20 protein-coding genes are annotated in these 18474 nt (G+C 30.8%); 11 read left to right on the top strand and 9 right to left on the bottom strand.

Features of this window, described 5'->3' with window-relative positions:
* Nucleotides 1–15 precede the first annotated feature (15 nt).
* Nucleotides 16–783, bottom strand: coding sequence for a sigma-70 family RNA polymerase sigma factor (locus tag HM981_RS08890; RefSeq protein WP_179338436.1), 768 nt, complete (start codon nucleotides 781–783; stop codon nucleotides 16–18).
* A gap of 166 nt (nucleotides 784–949) precedes the next feature.
* On the opposite strand from HM981_RS08890, the gene HM981_RS08885 reads away from it, so the two are divergent.
* Nucleotides 950–1600 carry a BON domain-containing protein gene (locus tag HM981_RS08885; RefSeq protein WP_179338435.1) on the top strand — a complete coding sequence of 217 codons (651 nt, stop codon included), beginning with the start codon at nucleotides 950–952 and terminating at the stop codon, nucleotides 1598–1600.
* 110 nt (nucleotides 1601–1710) lie between these two features.
* The gene (locus tag HM981_RS08880; protein ID WP_179338434.1) at nucleotides 1711–2244 is read left to right on the top strand and encodes a hypothetical protein; all 534 of its coding nucleotides are present in this window, start codon (nucleotides 1711–1713) and stop codon (nucleotides 2242–2244) included.
* A gap of 241 nt (nucleotides 2245–2485) precedes the next feature.
* Here the strand turns inward: HM981_RS08880 and HM981_RS08875 are convergent, their stop codons facing one another.
* Complete coding sequence (locus tag HM981_RS08875) at nucleotides 2486–2965, bottom strand: hypothetical protein (protein ID WP_179338433.1); 480 nt, start codon at nucleotides 2963–2965, stop codon at nucleotides 2486–2488.
* Between the two features lie 230 nt (nucleotides 2966–3195).
* Here HM981_RS08875 and HM981_RS08870 point away from each other — a divergent pair, with 230 nt between their 5' ends.
* From HM981_RS08870 to HM981_RS08860, 3 genes are read left to right on the top strand one after another with little or no spacing between them, the layout of a single operon-like run.
* Complete coding sequence (locus HM981_RS08870; RefSeq protein WP_179338432.1) at nucleotides 3196–3528, top strand: YtxH domain-containing protein; 333 nt, start codon at nucleotides 3196–3198, stop codon at nucleotides 3526–3528.
* Between the two features lie 2 nt (nucleotides 3529–3530).
* Entirely contained in the window at nucleotides 3531–3890 is a 360-nt protein-coding gene (locus HM981_RS08865) for a hypothetical protein (RefSeq protein WP_179338431.1), read from the top strand.
* Complete coding sequence (locus HM981_RS08860) at nucleotides 3877–4116, top strand: DUF6327 family protein (protein ID WP_179338430.1); 240 nt, start codon at nucleotides 3877–3879, stop codon at nucleotides 4114–4116. The genes HM981_RS08865 and HM981_RS08860 overlap by 14 nt, the downstream gene beginning before the upstream one ends.
* Before the next feature lie 52 nt (nucleotides 4117–4168).
* Here HM981_RS08860 and HM981_RS08855 read toward each other — a convergent pair whose 3' ends face one another.
* The 7 genes from HM981_RS08855 to HM981_RS17585 form a co-directional block, all read right to left on the bottom strand.
* Complete coding sequence (locus HM981_RS08855) at nucleotides 4169–5239, bottom strand: response regulator (RefSeq protein ID WP_179338429.1); 1071 nt, start codon at nucleotides 5237–5239, stop codon at nucleotides 4169–4171.
* The gene (locus tag HM981_RS08850; protein WP_179338428.1) at nucleotides 5217–8453 is read right to left on the bottom strand and encodes a PAS domain S-box protein; all 3237 of its coding nucleotides are present in this window, start codon (nucleotides 8451–8453) and stop codon (nucleotides 5217–5219) included. Before HM981_RS08850 ends, HM981_RS08855 begins: the two co-directional genes overlap by 23 nt.
* Before the next feature lie 68 nt (nucleotides 8454–8521).
* Entirely contained in the window at nucleotides 8522–8782 is a 261-nt protein-coding gene (locus HM981_RS08845; RefSeq protein WP_179338427.1) for a hypothetical protein, read from the bottom strand.
* Between the two features lie 51 nt (nucleotides 8783–8833).
* Complete coding sequence (locus HM981_RS08840; protein WP_179338426.1) at nucleotides 8834–9577, bottom strand: mechanosensitive ion channel family protein; 744 nt, start codon at nucleotides 9575–9577, stop codon at nucleotides 8834–8836.
* Between the two features lie 48 nt (nucleotides 9578–9625).
* Entirely contained in the window at nucleotides 9626–10408 is a 783-nt protein-coding gene (locus HM981_RS08835) for a patatin-like phospholipase family protein (protein ID WP_179338425.1), read from the bottom strand.
* Between the two features lie 70 nt (nucleotides 10409–10478).
* Nucleotides 10479–11909, bottom strand: coding sequence for a cardiolipin synthase (gene cls / locus HM981_RS08830; protein WP_218846363.1), 1431 nt, complete (start codon nucleotides 11907–11909; stop codon nucleotides 10479–10481).
* A gap of 73 nt (nucleotides 11910–11982) precedes the next feature.
* Nucleotides 11983–12123 (bottom strand): DUF2202 domain-containing protein, encoded by a 141-nt coding sequence (locus HM981_RS17585; RefSeq protein ID WP_394351707.1) that lies wholly within the window; start codon nucleotides 12121–12123, stop codon nucleotides 11983–11985.
* 265 nt (nucleotides 12124–12388) lie between these two features.
* Here HM981_RS17585 and HM981_RS08820 point away from each other — a divergent pair, with 265 nt between their 5' ends.
* The 6 genes from HM981_RS08820 to HM981_RS08795 are packed head-to-tail and all read left to right on the top strand — an operon-like array spanning nucleotide 12389 to nucleotide 18423.
* The gene (locus tag HM981_RS08820) at nucleotides 12389–13876 is read left to right on the top strand and encodes a TolC family protein (protein WP_179338423.1); all 1488 of its coding nucleotides are present in this window, start codon (nucleotides 12389–12391) and stop codon (nucleotides 13874–13876) included.
* Nucleotides 13873–14847 (top strand): HlyD family secretion protein, encoded by a 975-nt coding sequence (locus tag HM981_RS08815; protein WP_179338422.1) that lies wholly within the window; start codon nucleotides 13873–13875, stop codon nucleotides 14845–14847. Before HM981_RS08820 ends, HM981_RS08815 begins: the two co-directional genes overlap by 4 nt.
* A 10-nt stretch (nucleotides 14848–14857) precedes the next feature.
* Entirely contained in the window at nucleotides 14858–16039 is a 1182-nt protein-coding gene (locus tag HM981_RS08810; RefSeq protein ID WP_179338421.1) for an ABC transporter permease, read from the top strand.
* A complete protein-coding gene (locus HM981_RS08805; RefSeq protein ID WP_179338420.1) occupies nucleotides 16036–17220 on the top strand; it encodes an ABC transporter permease in 1185 nt (394 codons plus the stop codon). The genes HM981_RS08810 and HM981_RS08805 overlap by 4 nt, the downstream gene beginning before the upstream one ends.
* Before the next feature lie 53 nt (nucleotides 17221–17273).
* The gene (locus HM981_RS08800; protein ID WP_218846360.1) at nucleotides 17274–17993 is read left to right on the top strand and encodes a peroxiredoxin; all 720 of its coding nucleotides are present in this window, start codon (nucleotides 17274–17276) and stop codon (nucleotides 17991–17993) included.
* A gap of 40 nt (nucleotides 17994–18033) precedes the next feature.
* Nucleotides 18034–18423, top strand: a complete 390-nt coding sequence (locus HM981_RS08795) for a hypothetical protein (protein WP_179338419.1) — start codon at nucleotides 18034–18036, stop codon at nucleotides 18421–18423.
* Nucleotides 18424–18474: the final 51 nt, after the last annotated feature.

Below are 18474 nucleotides of genomic sequence, written 5' to 3'. Positions count from 1 at the left end.
TTACAAAGTGATTTCTTATTTTAAAGGATATCTATTGAGTAAACTGACTTTAAGCGCTTTTTTTGCCGTCGCTAAATGTAGTTTTACAGCTTCAATTGTAATGTTTCGTATTTCAGCAATTTCAACCAATTCTAGATGTTGAACAATTGATAATTGGAAAACAGTTCGGACTTCTAACGGCAAGTAATACAACACCATAGAGATATGATTTTGAATCTCTTCTGCAGTTAAATCTTTGTCTATTTTTTCTATCCAATCTTTTTCGTCATCTTCTATAAATACATGATTTAAAGTGTAGTCGTTATGGTTGTAAGACATATCGTCTAATTCTTCAATCATCAATAAATGACCGTTAGCATCTGTGCTATATTTTTCCTCCATGGCATCCCATTCTGGCTTGGTATAATCATCTATATTTTTAAGAAAAGAATCATCAAAATTTTCTTCTGTAATAACATTATCTAACAAATCATTTGCTTTCTTAAATAACCAAGGATATAGTTGCTTTTCGTTTTCAACGTCTTCAAAATGATCATAGACTTCAATAAAAAGTTGATCTATAAAATCATCTGCTTTGTATTTGCCGTGAGGAAGATTTCCTTTGGTTAAAGCAGTACTTAATCTTTTAATGATGAAACGTTTTACTTCGTACAAGTCTGTAAATAATAATTCATTGAAGGCTGCTTGTTTGTTTTCGAGTTTATAAGTCTTTAAATCCGAAAACGTACTTGCTACAAATACATTAAATTCTTTTTTACTTTCATAATATTTTAGACTGTTCATTTTGAAATTTTTTATACGTGATTATATACTTCAAATTTAAGGATGCCTTTAGCCATTTAGAATGACCTAGGTCAGTCCTTAAAAATATATAAGGCTGACTTACATCATTTAGGAACTTAATACTCTGAAGTAATTTTGAGCATGTTTAATTAAAAATTAGAATATTATGAAATCAGATTTTAGTATAAAAGAAGATGTTCTTGCCGAATTAAGTTGGCAGCCTAACATAGATGAAACTCAAATTGGTGTCATTGTCCAAAACGGCGTTGTAACTCTTAGTGGCATTGTAGATACCTACAGCAAAAAACGTACAGTAGAAAATGCTGTAAAAGGGGTTTCTGGAGTAAAAGCTATTGCTGAAGAAATCACTATAAAGTATGGAATGCAGCACAAAAAAACAGATGCAGAGATTGCCAAAATTGCTATTGATGCTTTAACCTGGAATTCTTCTGTTCCTCAAAATGAAATTGAAATAAAAGTTGAAAATGGATGGGTTTATTTATCAGGTGAGGTTGAATGGGATTATCAAAAAACATCTGCAAAAAATGCTATTGAAGATTTAAATGGTATACATGGTGTCACTAATTCTATCTCTATAAAACCAATAGTAAAACCCATTGAAATTAAAGATAAAATAAAAAAAGCTTTTGAACGATTAGCAGACCTAGAGTCTAAAAATATTACTGTAGAGGTCGATGGACATACTGTAAAACTAAAAGGTAAAGTCCATTCTATTTCAGAACGAGATGAAGCTAAAAAAACAGCTTATTATGCGCCTGGTGTTTATGAAGTGAAAAATGAATTGGAAATCGCTTAAAAATAAATATCTAAGATTGCCCCAAGTCATTCTCACCATCAAAATCCTGCTTTAGATTTATACTATTAATTACAGAACTGAATTTAAATAAAACTTTAAATATTAAAAAAATGAAAAAAATTATTTTAGGCCTATTTTTTTTAGGATTGGGAATTCAATCTTATGGTCAAGACGTGATTTTTAAAGAAAAAATCAAAAAAGAAGAAATGCCTACAGCAATCATAGAAGTGATCGCTACTGATTTTGGGGATTTAGAAGTGGTTGAGTTTTATGCTTTACCTATTGAGTTTATTGAAGAAGATGTCTATGTAAATGAAGACATTGATAACAATGAAGACTACGATACTTACCAAGTAATTTTAAAAGGTAAGCAAGGTAGAATAAATGCAACCTACAATAAAAAAGGTCAGCTACAAAGTACCGTTGAGCATTTAAAAAACGTAGCACCTAACATTGCCGTTAGAAGAAGTGTTGCAGACAATTTCTCTGGTTGGACTATTACAAAAGACCACTATAAAATGACACACTTTAGTAACAAACAGAAAAAAGAACGATACAAACTAAACCTAGTAAAAGAAGATTCAAAAATGGTAGTCTTTATGGATGGAAAAGGCAAAATTTTAAAGTCCTACAGTATTAAATAAAGGAAATACTGTAACTAACACTATATTTATTTTAGCTTTTTATAAGCGATTTACCAATAAGTGAACTTATTAAATTATATTAATAAGTTCCAAAAAAAAAGGAAGTCCGTGGTTGTTTGGCTTCCTTTTTTTTATGTGTAATACATTATTTTTTGTACTCATTAATAAATCTTACTGCTATAAAATGTTCTCAATAACATTAAAAACATTTCTAATTTAATAAAATTGAATCAAACAAAATCTAAACTATCAATGGTTTTAATTTAGATATTTCACTTTTATTACCTCTAATTATAAGTATCAGATCTCCTTTATTTAATGCTTTTGAGTAATCCGAAACATTTTCTTGATCTATACCTAAACCTCCTAAGATCCCATAAAAACCAGCAGACATAGCTCCTATAGTTTTACCATTAATTTCTTGCAAAAACATAGGTGCTAAAAATCCTGCTATAAAATACGTACCAATCTCTGCGTTAGAAACCATTCCAAAATTTGAAGTTAGACGTAACTTATTTGAACAGTACGATTTTAATTCCGTCCATGAATCTGAAAAATTTGTATCTAAATTGACGTCTTCAACTTTCCCTAATACCGAAATCTGAATATCATCCATCTCTGAACTACAAATTTGTTTTACAATATTTTCAATTTGATTAATGGATTGAAATGACTTTAATAAAACACGTTTATCATTTATATCTTCTACTCTATTCTTCATCTGTATTTTACTACTAGCACTATTAATCTCAATTGTATAGCTAAGTTAATGTGATAATTAAACCTGTGAAATGACCTATATCAATCCACCTTTTTTTTAGACTATTTTAATTTATAACAGACTGACCTAGGTCATTCTAATCTTATGATATTAGTCCTAATTTTGAAGTATATAATTAAATTATTAATCTGCCTGCCATTATATATCGTAGGCCTTTAAAACATAGAATCATGACAAGAAATAGCGAAAACACCTTATTAGCTTTATTAACAGGAGCAGCAATAGGTGCAGGAATTGGAATTTTGTATGCACCAGATAAGGGCACAGAAACCAGAAGAAAAATTAAACAAAAAGCGGAGGATTTGGAACATGATATTGCTAATCGTGTTTCTCATGCCAAACAAGAACTTACTAAAACGGTAAATGACAAAAAAGACGAATTTGAACAAACGCTAGACGACACCATTTCTAACATGAGCGGCAAGGCAGATGATATAATTTCGGCTTTAGAAACTAAGTTAGAAGATCTTAAAAAGAAAAATGTACATCTTCAAAGAAACTAATTATGGCTTTTGAAGCATTAAAAGAAAGCATTTTAGAGACTGATGATAATATTCATGGCTATATAAAAAGCAGTGAAGACTACATTAAGCTTAAAAGTTTTAAAGCACTTATGATTGGTATTATTTTTATTACCAAAACACTAATTATAGGTGCTTTAAGTTCTATTGCTTTATTGGTCATTTCTTTTGCAATTGCTTTTAAGTTAGCCCAAATTTTAGAGAATACATTTTATGGTTTTCTAATTGTAGGTTTGTTTTATGTATTAGTTGTTATATTGATTTACGTCTTTAGAACTAAGCTTAATACTCCTTTGATAAGAAAATTTTCTAATTATTATTTTACAAAAGATGATACCAAATAGTTATAATTCGTTTGCAGACATAGATCATCAGTTAAAGATTTTGAGTCTAGAAAAGCAGATTTATAAGCAACGTATAAAACTGAGTTTAAATAGTTCTAAAAATAGTTTTACAGCGACTAATATTAAGACTGAATTTAAAGGTTTACTACAAGAGCGCCTATTAATGTTTTTGAAAAATTATTTATTTCAAAAACTAAAAGGGCATAAAGAAGACGATATACTTTAAATAAATAACAGTATAACTTAATAGAAAAAGTAAGTTTTTAATTCAACTTTTATTATCCAAATTCAGTAATATTTTTTAAAGCTACTTTATCTAATAACACCAGTTTTCTATTAGGCTTTACACCTATTAATCCTTCATTTTTAAACTCGGTTAACATTCTAATCGCTGTTTCTGTAGCTGTTCCAATAAGTCCTGCAAAATCTTCCCTTGGAATACTAATACCATCATGATCTTCATTTATCATCATGCCTTTATCATCTAATTCTAAAAGCGCTTTTGCTGTTCTTTGTCTTACAGTCGCAAATGCCATATCTACCAAATGTTCTTGTAGATGGATTAAACTATTAGAAATCATCCCAATAAACTTATTAGAAACGTCTTTGTTTTGAAACAAAAGCTTAGTAAAATCTGCTTTAGGAATACTACAAACCTCAGCTTCTTCCAAAACACTAGCGGTTTCTATATAAATACCAGAATCGCCAAGTAAGGATAATTGCCCAATAAAATCGCCTGCACTATACATACCTGTAACAAATTCTTTTCCAGATTCTGTTGTTCTATATGTTTTTACATTCCCACTTTGTATAAAATACATGTGATGTGCCGCATTGCCTTCGTCATAAATACGTTCCTTATTATCGTAGTTTTCAAAATCACGTTCTTTTGCAAGTTCTTCGAGATTTAAGTATTCTGAAGCTTCGTTTAGAAATTCATTAATACCTTGTATATTTTTTGAGTATTTTTTCTTTAAAAAATTGTTTTTTTTAATTCTACACTCTATTGCTTCCAACAATTCCGTTTCTTCAAAAGGTTTGGTTAAGTAATCATCTGCTCCAAGATTCATTCCTTTTCTTAAATCTGCTTTCTCGGATTTTGCCGTTAAAAATATAAATGGAATACTAGCCGTTTTAGGATTGGTGCTTAACTTTTCAAACACACCATAACCATCTAGCTCTGGCATCATAATATCACATAATATAATATCAGGAATATCCTGGATTGCTTTTTCCACTCCTATGATGCCATTTGCGGCAGTGGAAACTTCGTAATGTTCTAATTCGAGAATTTCGGCTGTATTTTCTCTAACATCTTTATTGTCTTCAATGAATAGTATTTTTTTCATCTTTTCTTAGATTTAATGGAAACGTAACATAAAAAGTAGAACCTATATGCAATTCACTTTTAATCTTTATGCTACCTTCCATAAGTTCTGTGTATTCTTTTACAATGTTTAATCCTAAACCAGTACCTTGAATATTGGTTGTATTATTGGCGCGATAAAAGCGTTGAAACATATTATCTATTTCTTCTTTTGGAATACCAATACCTTGATCTGTTATTTCTATAAATAATTGCTGTTGATCTGTTTCTATCTCAAAAATAATGGTTGTGTTTTCATCTGAATATTTAAGTGCATTAGATAACAAGTTGAAAATAATATGCTGCATTAATTTTGAATCTAAATACACTTCGATATGAGGTTCTTCACTCTTAATATTAATTTTTTGTCCTCGCTTTTTAATGCCTTCCATATCTTGAATTATAGATTTGGAAAACACAATAAAATCAAAGGTTGAAGGTTGTGCTTTCACTTTACCTTCTTGAAGTTTACTTAACGACAAAAAGTCATTGAGTATAACGACTAAGTTTTTAACATTAGATCTAATTTTTGATACATGATTAATTCTTTTCTCTTCTTTTCCTGGTGCATTTAATTTTTCTATTAAAATGGCCGAAGATAAAATTGCACTAAGCGGTGTTCTAAATTCATGAGATGCCATGGATATAAAACGTGATTTTAGCTCGCTCAGTTCTTGTTCTTTTTTTAAGGAATTTAGAACATTAAGTTCCGCTGATTTTTGTAGCGTAATATTGTTATATACAAACAAGACATGTTTAATCTTGTTATTGTCATTCATTAAAGGTGTGGTATTAACTAGAAATGTTTTGTTTAAATAATCAACTTCAAAAGAACAATGCTCTCCTTTAAATGTTCGTTTTACATAGTTTTTAAAATCAACCAGAATCTCTTTTGGCATCATGGTAAAATCATCTAATGTCGGTTTCTTCTTTACCAAATCGCTAAAACCTAATTCTTCTAATTCTTCGCCAGCCATAAACTCTACTCGGATATCAGAATCTATTACAACTATAAATCCTTTGGGAAAATTTTGAGAGATATTATCTAATAAAAATTTATTGCGTAGCATTTTAGTTTCTGCCACTTTGGTTTCGTGAATTTGGTCTTCGAGACTTAAATTAGACTCTGTTAATTTTTGAACAATATGTTTTAATTCATTGGTACGTAATTCTACTTCATTTTCAAGCTCTTCGGCATAGTCTGCAAGTTTATCTGTACTTCGTTCTAATGCAATGTTTGTGTTATGTTGCTCTATTGCCAAACTCGCTGTACGTATAATATTATAAATAATGTCTGTCTCCGCTGTTAAAGGCACTCTTATAGTATTAAAAAATATGGCAAATGTGCCTAAGACTTCCTTGTTAGAAGAGAATATAGGGAACGACCAACAGGCTTTTAAATCATTTTCTAATGCTAATTTCTTGTTTTTTTCCCACAGAGGACTAGTGGCTATATCTGAGACAATAATTTCTTCTTTTAAAAAAGCTGCAGTACCACATGACCCTTCTTTTTCACCAATTTCAATACCATCTATACTTTTGCTATAAGTTGGAGGCATATGAGGTGCAGACAATTTATGTAATGTAGTTTTTTCTTTATTCAGTAGTAAAATAGAACCTATTGAATTGGGTATAGCATTTTCAATGGTTTCAATTATTTTATTACCAATTTGTTCTAAAGGCTCGTCTTGAATAATCATATCCATCACGTTTTGTATGGCATTTTTAAAAAATTCTTCTTCTTTACGAGCCGTAACATTTCTTTGAACACCAATAAAATGAGTTAATACGTTATGTTTGTTAAAAATAGGCGTGAGCGATACTTCATTCCAAAAGAGCGAACCGTCTTTTCTGTAATTTCGTAATACCACATTACATAAGTCTCCATTTTTAATTGCTGAAGACATAATTTTAATTTCTTCTTGGTCTAAGTCATCCCCTTGCAAGAAACGGCAATTCTTACCTATAAAGTCGGCACTTTGGTAGCCAGTAGTTTTCTCAAATGCTTCATTTATATAAATAATAGGATTGTCATGTTGTCGTGCATCTGTAATTATAATACCACTTGATGCTGCCTCTAAGGCTTTGTTTCTAAGATAGAGCATATCATCCATTACTCTTCTTTCAGTAATATCACGCACAATCACTAAAAACTTACCATTATCTTTTGCTACAATTCTAGCTTCGTAATAATGTAATTCTTCTTTAACTAAAAATGAATATTCTAAAAATTGAGTTTCCTTAGTTTCCTCACTAAGATAAAGGGATTTCATTATTCTTTCACAAAGTTCATTAGGAAGAATATCATGGATGGTTAAACCAACCAGATCTTTTCTATGCTCAGGAAGTACTAAATTATCTGGTGCATGTGCACTTAGATACATACCTTTTTTATTGAGAACGTATAGAAAATCTGGAATAGCTTGCAACATGGCCTTATTTCTATGTTCACTTTCTGTAAACTGACTTTTTGCTAACTTTCTCTCAGTAATATCTCTAACAATAGTTAAAACACCATGCTGATTTAAATGCACCATTCGTGCCTCAAAAAAATGCTCTCCGTTACTATTGGTAATATTATATTCTGCAACTTCTACACCACCACTTGCAATAGCTAAATCATGTCCGTTTTTAATAATATCATAAACGTGAGCAGGTAAAATATCTTTCATGTTTTTACCTATAATTTTGTCTGGAGACATAAATAATTGCTCAGGTTTTGGTGTAAAACTATCTGTATAGACACCCTCTAAGTCTTGAATAAATAACATATCTGGCATCGCTTCCAATAAGGCCTTGTATTTGGCCTTACTGTCTCTTAACTGATATTCTATTTCTTTTTGCTTTGTAATATCTTGCACAAAACCTTCTATGGCAATTAAAAGATCGTTTGAATCGTAAATACCTTGACCTTGTTCCCAAAAGTGCTTAATAGTTCCATTTTTATGTTTTATACGGTATTCAATATTAAATATTTCTTTTTTAGCCACTGCTTCTTGGACTAGATGCCAACCTCTATCCCGATCTTCTTCTAAAATAATTTGACCTAAGTGAATATCCTTATTTATAAATTCTTCACTTTTATAACCTGTTAACTTATAACAGCCTTCACTAATATATTCTGCAGTCCAATTTTTATCGTTCTTTACACGGTAAAATAAATTTGGTAAATTATTAATTAGAGAATCTAATTTCATGTACTATGTTTATCGTTTTCAGTGGTCAATAGCTTGCTTTCAATTTACGGTAATTAAGATTAACTATTTTAGGTTTGGCTTAATTCTTTCAACCTAATTATAGGTAAACCGTTTTCATGAGTCTTCTGAATAAAAACAATCAATTTCTCTCTTACATTGCAGCGCAAATTCCATATGTCTGAAGCATTTTTTGCACTAAAAGTAGCTCGTAATTCCATTGTTGTTATAGCTGCTTTAGTAACAACTAAATCGGCTACGTTTTTATCCCACAAATCATCACTTTTTAAAATTTCTAAAAATTTTTGTCTTATTTCATTTACAGGAAACATATAATCGACGTGAAAAAAGACGGTTCCAATTAATTCCTCCGAGTTAAACGTTCAATTAATAAAAGCACTATCGTTAAAATAATTAAGAGGAATTACCAAGCGTCTCCAATCCCAAGTTTTAATCACAACATAAGTCAGTGTAATGTCTTCTACAGTTCCAAATTCTCCTTCTATTTCTACTTCATCATCAATTTTTATGGGTTGGGTAAATGCAATTTGAAATCCTGTAATAAGATTAGAAATTGATTTTTGAGCAGCAACTCCTGCTATAATTCCTATAACACCTGCAGAGGTAAGTATGGTAGTTCCTAATTTTCTAACTGAAGGAATATTCCATAAAATAGTAGCCACAGCAAGCGTAATGATTATAACTACTAAAAGGTTCTTCATAAAACGCAATTGCGTCAATACTTTTCTTTCTTTTACCAAGTGTATATCATTAACTGTAAATTTTTGTTTTACAATTTCTTCTACTGCATTTATTGATGCAATTAAAAGCCATGAGAAATTAATGATAATTAGGCTTTCAATAATCTTGTGCCAAATAGCATTTATATCTAAAAAGTTAAGTGAACTAAAAACAAAGAGTATGGGAAACAGAAATAGTGCTGGTGCTTTTAAATACTTGATTAATTGCACTTTTAAAACTGTTGGCTTTCTCCGTTTAGAAATTTTAATCAATGAAAAAAGAATCCATTGAGAGACTATACCAAGTATAATACAGCCTAAAATTACTAGACTAAAAGTAATCCAAGAATCTAAATTAAATGGTAATTTGATGTTGTTGCTATCCATATAGATTGCAAAACTAGATGAATGTTATTCTAATTAAAATGACCTTGATCAGTCTATTTTTAGTTTATTATTTATTAATAATTTATTTCCTTCTAAAGCTAACTTGGTAGCTGTGTATCCCAACTTAAAAATGGCATCCATATTATTCATACCAAAAGTGCCATAATTCACTAATTCTTGTGGACTTATGATTAAATCGCAATCTGGAAATTTGTTCATGGATTCTGCAGCAACCTTTATTTTATAAGCGCGCTCAATTACAGAATAGGAATGTTTTAAATCGTTAATGCTAACTTCCTTTAACGGATTAACATACACACCTATAATTTTATCACAAGAAGATTTTAAAGGTTCTACCGGAAAATTATTTAAAGTTCCTCCATCTACGTAGTATTTACCATTGATTTCCGTTGGTGTAAAAACACCTGGAAATGATGCCGAAGCAATAATAGGTTTTATAAGTTGTCCTTTACTAAAAATCTTTGAACTACCATCTATGATATTCGCCGCGGCAATAAACATTGGTTTTTTTAAGGCACTAAAGCTATCTTCAGGAAAGTAGGTTTTAAGATCATCATAAAAATTTGCTGAATTTAAAAACCCAGGTTTGTTTCTAGCATATCTACTCGTATGAAAAAGAGGAATTGTTTTAAAGAAATTTAATATTTCAGACCAATTAACACCTGCAGCATATAAAGCACCTACAATAGCTCCTGCACTTGTACCTGAAATATGTGTTGGAAATATATTATGTTCTTCTAATGCTTTAATAACACCAATGTGAGCTGCTCCACGTGCGCCACCACCAGAAAGTACTAAACCTATGTTCATTATATTGCTAAGTTGGTTTAAACAAAGATACATTGTTGCTTATAAATAGAGAATGACGTTTATCAGTTCTTTACAAAACAGGACTAAATACTTTGGCAATGCCTTCTTTTAATCGTTCTATATTTGACCTTTTTGAAAACTGCTCATATTGTAACTGATTACTTTTTCTACAATCTTTTAAAAAGTCTTGTTTCAATTGAGTTGTAATGGCTTTATCATACATTAAAATATTGACTTCATAATTTTGTTCAAAGCTTCTAATATCTAGATTTGCAGTTCCAATGGTAGAGAGTTCATCATCAGAAATAATAACTTTACTATGTAAAAAGCCATCAGGATATAAATAGATTTTAACTCCTGATTCCAATAAATCTTCAAAATTTGAACGAACTGTCCATTTTACCAAAAGACTATCTGAATTTGCAGAAAGCAACAACCTAACATCTACTCCACTCATTGCTGCTACTTGTAACGCCTCCTTTATCGCTTCTCCAGGAATTATATACGGATTAATAATATAAATATACTTCTTGGCACTATTGATTACTGAAAAATAGAGCTGTTGTATAGCAGAAAAATCGGAATCTGGCCCTCCTGCAACCACTTGTGCTATTGAATTGCCTTCGTTAGAATGTTTAATAAAATAGTCTGTATTTAATAAATGATCTGTACCACTTGCAAAGCTCCAATCCATAGCAAAAACAGCTTGTAAACTGTTTACCACAGCTCCTTTTAGTTCTAGATGCATATCGTACCAATTTCCTAAATTAGTATCGCCAGAGATGTATTTATCAGCAACATTGATGCCTCCCGTAAACCCATAAAGACCATCGACGATGACAATTTTTCTATGATTTCTATAATTTATTGAAGATAGAAATCGGCCTAAGCGCATGGGTAAAAAAGCAAATACTTCTATACCTTCTGCTTTAAGACTATTAATGTATGTGCTACTCAATGTTCTGCTTCCTAAAGCATCATAAAGGAAACGTACTTTAACTCCTTCTTTAGCTTTTCTAATTAATATAGATTTAAACTTTTCGGCTAAATCTCCTTCTTCAAAAATGTAATATTGAATATGAATGAATTTTTTAGCTATTTCTAAGGCCTTAAAAATGGCTTCGAATGTAGATGCTCCATTTTTAAGCGGACTTATTTCATTTCCTACAGTTGGAACAAAGTTTGAGCCTTTAATAATTAATTTAACGAGCTTTATATGACGCTTTAAAATAATAGGAACTTCGGAATTAGAATCTATGATTTTATAATAGCCTTCAACTTTATCTAGATATTCTGAAATTGATCTTGTCCTTTTTAAAATGTAGAATTTGTTTTTTCTTCTATTACGACCTAATGCAAAATAAAAAAGCATACCTCCAACTGGAATCGTAAAAATGGCCAACAACCAAGCTAAAGTTTTTGTTGGTCTAATCCCATAAAGCAATAATTTACCCATTAAAACGAATGCTAAAAGAAAGTATATAATAAGCGCTATCGTCATGAGAATAGTAGTATTATTTTATAACTGTAATTTTAATTTAATTAACCTATCATATGTTTAATCCTATTTAAAATCAATATCTAGATAACTGTCTGTTAAAAACATTGAGGTGATTATGTGATGCTGCCAACAATTTTTTATACACCTGTTTTATATAGTCATCTTCAGTCTTCTCTATAGCATCATCCAAATCTGCAATATCTGTGAGCTCTATATTTTTTTATACGATTATATCCGCATTCTACAGATAAACAAAATTAGAGTACATAGTTTATAACTAAAATGACCTTAATCATCTTAATGACATTTCTTTTACGATACGCACTGTAGATTTATTAAAGCACAACATCGAAATTTTGAAATTTTGAATCGCTGAAAAAATCCTTTCTTTAGTTTTAAAGACTGACTTAGATCATGTTTATTTTTCAATATGAATAGTAATTTTATAAAAAATTTCTCACTGATCATTCTGTATACAAATGAAACATTGGAATTCTATATTTTCGGAACACAAACTAAAAATCATTTACACCATACTTATGTTTTGTAGTATTTATGGTTTCGGACAAAATAATGAAATAAGCATTTCTGAAGCCCTGATGATAAGCTACAAAAATAACGAGCAAATAAAACGTTATGCGGAACGTGTAGAACAAAAATTTTATGAAGACAAAGCTGCTAAAGGTAATTTTCTGCCATCTATCAATGTTATTGGTGGCTATACGTATTTGAGTGAAAACATGGAAGTAAATACATCTCAAGTTCAAAGTTCTTTAGATGCCTTAGGTGGAAAATACAGTGCCGCATTTGTGCAAGCTTATGGCGAACAAATTGGTTTATCTGGTGTGTCTGCAGAGAGTGCATACAGTACTTTGGTAGACGTTCTAGGGCAATTTCCTGCGTATCCAAATATGGTTATTGATAACCAACAGTTTTCAACAGCTGCGATCACTGCAACACAGCCAATATTTACAGGTGGAAAAATTAATGCTGCAAAGCGCTATGCTAAAGCCGAACTAGAATATTCAGAAATAGAACTGAAACAAATAAAAGATGATATTGCCAATGAGCTTATCGATAGATATCTTACTGTGGCACTTTTAAAACAGGTGATCAAAACACGTCAGCAAGTTTATAATGGCATGCAAAAACACAAAGCACAAACCCAACGTGCTATTGAATTAGAGATACTTCCTAAGCATATTTTATTAAGAGCAAAAGTAGCTGTAGCAGATGCCGAAAAAGACCTTAATAATGATGAAAACAGGTTGAAATTAGCAGAAATGGCATTACGTACTACAATGAATTTGCCCGATTCTATACCATTAAAAACAATGGACAGTATTGGTTACCAAGATTTGTATTTTGACTTTAACAAACTTCTAGACACAGCCAACACAAGTCAACCGCTTTTAGAATTGATAGATCAAAAAGAAATCATGGCAAAACAGTCTTATGCCATTGAAAAATCTAAATTCATGCCCAATATCGCTGCTTTTGGAACTTACAATATGTTCCGTGAAGATTTGCCCATTGTACCACCAAAATTCATCGTTGGTGTTCAGGCGCAACTCAATATTTTTAACGGATTTAAAGATGTTAATAAACTGAAAGTTAGCAAACATTTACGCGCAGAAGTTAAGAATGCAAAAGCCTATGCTTCGCAACAGATTAGGTTACTAGTGGAAAGTAATTATATGAACACGCTTAACCAGCAAAAATTATACAATAGCCAAATAACCACAGTAAATCTAGCCAAAGAAAACCTTAGAATTAATACGAGACGTTTTGAAGAAGGTTTGGGAAAATCTATTGATGTTATAGATGCGTCTTTACTCTACGAAAAATCAAAAATAGAACAACTCGTTGCCTTAGATGGTTATTATAAAGCCATCGCTAATTTATACACAGCCATTGGGCAGCCCGAAAAAATAATTCCAATTATAAGTAACCAAAAATTACTATGAAAAAATCACACATCATATTATCAATTCCTATTCTAATTATAGTGTTCTCTATTGTCTATTTTCTTTTAGAATCTAACACAGCTGAACAAGATATCTATGTTGGTATGCTAGAAACGACAGAGGTTAATGTATCCTCAGAAATTTCAGGACGCGTAAATTCCATTTTAATCGAAAAAGGAAATACGGTAAAAAAAGGACAAGTTTTAGCCACATTAGAACCGGATATTTTGGATGCTAAAAAAGGGCAAGCAGAAGGTATGGTGAAAGCAGCAAGTTCTCTAATTGAAAAAGCTAAAACAGGTGCTCGTATAGAAGAAGTTAATGCGCTTAAAAATCAATATTTAATGGCTAAAAGTCAGTTTGATTTTGCCGAGAAAAGCTATAAACGTTACAGAGCGCTTTATGCAGATAGTATCATTTCAAAACAGGAAATAGATGAAGTACAATTTAAATTTGATGCTGCAAAAGAACAAATGAATGCAGCAAAATCGATGTGGGAAATGGGAAAAAAAGGGACTCGAAAAGAAGATATTAAAGCCGCTCAAGGAAGTTATGAAAGTGCCCAAAGTGCGTTTAATGAAGTGGAAGCTTTTTATGATGAATTAAAGATCATTGCGCCTACTTCTGGAATCATCAGTAATCAAATTGCCGAAGAAGGTGAAGTTATTGCTGCAGGTTATCCTTTATTAACTGTTCAAATTCCAGAGAAAATATATGCCATTTTTAATGTGAGAGAAGATGATTTATCCGATTTTAAAATGAATACCGTTTACAAAGCAAAAGTACCAGGTTTAGGTAATGATGAAATCAATTTTAAAGTCACTTATATTTCACCAATGGCAGATTTTGCAACTTGGGTGCCTATAAAAGCAAAAGGCGAATATGAGCTTAAATCTTTTGAAATCCATCTAAAACCACAAGAGCGCATAGCAGAATTACGACCAGGAATGTCTATTCAAATTATAAAATAAATAGCAATCCATGACTTGGGCTTTTTACCATATTTTTAAACGAGAACTACTACGATTATCTAAACAAAAGTCGGCTAGAAATTTATTTCTAATCATTCCTGTTGTGGTATTCTTTATATTGGGTTCTATTTACTACAAAGGCGCAATAAGAGACCTTTCTATTGCTGTTTATGATAATGATAATAGTACTTTAAGTCGTACTTATATTCGTTATTTAGAAGCTTCACCCAACTTAAAAATCACGTATTATATGTCTTCAAAAGATGACATAGAAAACGTATTTGTTAAAAATGAAGTTCAAGGCATATTTTATATTCCAAAGGATTTTCATAAAGATGTCCTTAAGAATGTTCCTGTACAGATAAAAATCTATACAAATTCTACAAACATTGTTTTTGGAAATTTGTTGTACAAATCAGCATCGCAAGTTACACAACTACTAAGTGCTGCTGTTGTTGTTAAAAACATAGCTCCTCTTGGTATAAATCCCAATAAAATATTAGGAACTGTAATGCCAATTGATATAAACACAAAGGTTTTAGGCAACCCTGAATACAATTATGTTTACTATTTATTACCTGGTTTAGCCACCGTTTTAATTCAAATGATTCTATTTTTTACAGCGTCAAGAGCTTTTAATAACGAATGGAAGTTAAATACGTATACTAATTTATATGCGATGGCGAATGGGAACATTTGGTCCATGATTCTGGGGAAATATTTAGCATATATGGTATTTGGACTCAGTTTATGTGGTTTCCTTTTGGCTATTGTGTTTCCTGTTTTTGGGATTCCTATTTATGGTAATATTGGTTCGCTCTTTGTATTACTTTTATTATTTCTTACGGTTAATATTGCCCTTGGCTTCGGGATTTCATTGTTATTAAAAGATGAAATAATAGCACTCGACGTGGCTATTTTTTACAATTCTCCTGCCTTTGTATTTAGCGGATTTACCTTTCCTATTTGGGCGATGCCTTGGTTTAATTCCTTGTATGCGCAAGTAATTCCATATACACATTTTTTAACGGGCTTTCTTAAAATTTATCAGCTCAATACACCATTCAAATTTATACTCCCCGAAATTCAAAAACTCTTTATTTTTCTAGCTATTGCTGTATTCATAATTATTCTCGGATTAATTGTAAACAGAAAACACATTTTCCTGCCACCTAAACTGAGTACGTTATGAACCTAAAAATCATTTGGATATTACTCAAAAAAGAAGCTACACAAGTTTACAATGACCATAGTATTCTATTGGCTTTATTGGCAGCTCCATTACTTTATTTTGCACTGATGGGTTCCACCTATTTTAATAAAGATGAAGAAAAAGTAAGTGTAGGTATTGTAGATCTCGATCAATCGCAGAGCAGTAAAGCGTTTTTAAATAAAATTAATGCGACTCAAAAAATAAAAATAATACAGGCTTGCAACAATCTCGCAGAAGCTAAACATGGCTTTAATAGCTTTGATGTACAAGCATTAGTTCATATTCCTAAAGGATTTGAAAAAAAATTAAAAGCTCATGAAAGTACTCCAATAGCCTTAATTCTCAATAATTCGAAATTTTTGTCTTCCAACGATGTTAATAAGGCCGTTAATTTGGTGGCTATGGAATATGCTGAAAAATCTCGAGAGACCTTTTTTGAATCTAAAGGTATAAATCCATCACTTGCAGTAAAAAAAGCCCAACCTATTACAGCACAAATTAATGCGGTTTACAATCCAACTAATAATTATGGTAATTTTTTGTTACCAGCATTATTGATACTTATTTTACATCAAACATTATTAATCGGTTTCTCTGAAAGTGTCGCACTAGATCGTGAAAAAAATCAAGTAGCATTACGATTCAAGGAAAGTGAATATAATTTTCTTAATTATATTTTGGGAAAAACAGGCTTCTACATTTTACTCTATTCCGCTTACATGTTACTTACATTTTTAGTGGCATATCCTATTTTTGATTTACCTATAAATGGGAGTTTATTTTCATTAATTATTGTATCCATATTATTTTTTATTGCGGCTATATTTTATGGCTGGTTTGTGTCAAGCTTTTTTAAATCTCAAGCTAGAGCTATGGAAATAATGGCTTTTACATCCTATCCTGTTTTTTTAATTACAGGAATTACATGGTCTTTTAAAGAAATGCCTTGGGTATTACAATTTATTTCAAACCTTATTCCGCTAAAACCTTATTTCGAATTTCTAAAAAAACAAACCATAATGGGTGTTGACAATTATTTGTACAGAACTGAAATTATTCAGCTTCTCATTTTATTATTAATAGGTTATGTTGCTGCATTATTACGCTTTAAATATCTACAAAAGCGCGAATTAAAATCGAAACTGACACAGGTCATTTAGAGTCGTGTAACTATGTCTTAATTTTATACTTATCAAATATAAAAACAGACATTATGGAAATGATACAATCACAAGAACAGATAACACCAATGCCAAGAATTGGTGATGAAGCTCCATGTTTTAAAGCAGTTACAACGCAAGGAAATATTGATTTCCCTGAAGATTATGCAGGTAAATGGGTTATCCTATTTAGTCATCCAGCAGATTTCACACCTGTCTGTACCTCAGAGTTTATAACCTTCGCACACCTTGAAGAAAAATTTAATAAAGCCAATTGCGAATTAGTTGGTTTATCCATTGATGGATTATATAGCCATATCGCTTGGTTACGAACCATTAGAGAGAAAATTGAATTTAATGGCTTAAAAAATATCGATGTTAAATTCCCATTGATTGAAGATATTAGCATGGAAGTAGCCAAAAAATACGGTATGGTTCAACCCAACGAAAGTAAAACACAAGCTGTGAGAGCTGTCTTTTTTATTGATCCAAATGGTATAATTAGAGCCATTATTTATTATCCTTTAAGCTTAGGACGAAATTTTGATGAAATTTACAGAGCTTTAATTGCTATGCAAACCGCAGATAAATTTAATGTGGCAACTCCTGCTGATTGGAATCCAGGAGATGATGTTATTGTTTCTCCTGCTGGTTCTTGTGGTGTTGCAGAAGAACGAATGACAAACACAGCTGGTTTAGATTGTAAAGATTGGTTTTTCTGTACTAAAAAAATGGATAAAGCTGAAGTACTTAATGCTATTTTAAAAAAGTAGATGTATTAATATTTGGTATCATAATTATAAATTTAAAAATATGAAAATTCAAAAAAACTTAGGCATTTACATGAGTCATGCTGAAGCTAATTTAATTGATTTAAATGACTCTAAAAATTGTCGTTCTATAGTATCACAATTTACTTTTGATACCAAAGAAGAGGCATTACAAAAAGGTGAAAGTTCCATGCATAATAAAGAACAAGAACTGACCAAAGCTTATTATAAAAGTATTTCAGATGCTATTTTAAACTATAATAATGTGCTTTTATTTGGTCCAACTGATGCAAAAAAAGAACTATATAATCTGTTGAAAAAAGATTTACATTTTAAAGCTATTAATATCGATGTTGAATCCGCTGATAATATGTCCAAGCCTGAAAAAGAAGCTTATGTTAAAAAGCATTTTGAACTTTTAGTGAAACATTAAAAGTTGTTTTTAAATCATAAAACTCGTTTATACTTTTTCAATTCATTTAAG

It is taken from the genome of Winogradskyella ludwigii (assembly GCF_013403985.1).
Classification (GTDB): domain Bacteria; phylum Bacteroidota; class Bacteroidia; order Flavobacteriales; family Flavobacteriaceae; genus Winogradskyella; species Winogradskyella ludwigii.
The sequence above is the reverse complement of the archived record's forward strand: the minus strand, read 5'-3'. Positions and strand labels throughout refer to the sequence as shown.

Bases quoted from the DNA above. Each gene is read 5' to 3' on its own strand.
- HM981_RS08875 (WP_179338433.1), bottom strand. From the start codon at position 2,965: ATGAAGAATAGAGTAGAAGATATAAATGATAAACGTGTTTTATTAAAG.
- HM981_RS08840 (WP_179338426.1), bottom strand. From the start codon at position 9,577: ATGGATAGCAACAACATCAAATTACCATTTAATTTAGATTCTTGGATT.
- HM981_RS08855 (WP_179338429.1), bottom strand. From the start codon at position 5,239: ATGAAAAAAATACTATTCATTGAAGACAATAAAGATGTTAGAGAAAAT.
- cls (WP_218846363.1), bottom strand. From the start codon at position 11,909: ATGACGATAGCGCTTATTATATACTTTCTTTTAGCATTCGTTTTAATG.
- HM981_RS08890 (WP_179338436.1), bottom strand. From the start codon at position 783: ATGAACAGTCTAAAATATTATGAAAGTAAAAAAGAATTTAATGTATTT.
- HM981_RS08865 (WP_179338431.1), top strand. From the start codon at position 3,531: ATGGCTTTTGAAGCATTAAAAGAAAGCATTTTAGAGACTGATGATAAT.
- HM981_RS08805 (WP_179338420.1), top strand. From the start codon at position 16,036: ATGAACCTAAAAATCATTTGGATATTACTCAAAAAAGAAGCTACACAA.
- HM981_RS08800 (WP_218846360.1), top strand. From the start codon at position 17,274: ATGGAAATGATACAATCACAAGAACAGATAACACCAATGCCAAGAATT.
- HM981_RS08815 (WP_179338422.1), top strand. From the start codon at position 13,873: ATGAAAAAATCACACATCATATTATCAATTCCTATTCTAATTATAGTG.
- HM981_RS08795 (WP_179338419.1), top strand. From the start codon at position 18,034: ATGAAAATTCAAAAAAACTTAGGCATTTACATGAGTCATGCTGAAGCT.
- HM981_RS08885 (WP_179338435.1), top strand. From the start codon at position 950: ATGAAATCAGATTTTAGTATAAAAGAAGATGTTCTTGCCGAATTAAGT.
- HM981_RS08870 (WP_179338432.1), top strand. From the start codon at position 3,196: ATGACAAGAAATAGCGAAAACACCTTATTAGCTTTATTAACAGGAGCA.
- HM981_RS08880 (WP_179338434.1), top strand. From the start codon at position 1,711: ATGAAAAAAATTATTTTAGGCCTATTTTTTTTAGGATTGGGAATTCAA.
- HM981_RS08810 (WP_179338421.1), top strand. From the start codon at position 14,858: ATGACTTGGGCTTTTTACCATATTTTTAAACGAGAACTACTACGATTA.
- HM981_RS08835 (WP_179338425.1), bottom strand. From the start codon at position 10,408: ATGAACATAGGTTTAGTACTTTCTGGTGGTGGCGCACGTGGAGCAGCT.
- HM981_RS08845 (WP_179338427.1), bottom strand. From the start codon at position 8,782: ATGTTTCCTGTAAATGAAATAAGACAAAAATTTTTAGAAATTTTAAAA.
- HM981_RS08860 (WP_179338430.1), top strand. From the start codon at position 3,877: ATGATACCAAATAGTTATAATTCGTTTGCAGACATAGATCATCAGTTA.
- HM981_RS08850 (WP_179338428.1), bottom strand. From the start codon at position 8,453: ATGAAATTAGATTCTCTAATTAATAATTTACCAAATTTATTTTACCGT.
- HM981_RS08820 (WP_179338423.1), top strand. From the start codon at position 12,389: ATGAAACATTGGAATTCTATATTTTCGGAACACAAACTAAAAATCATT.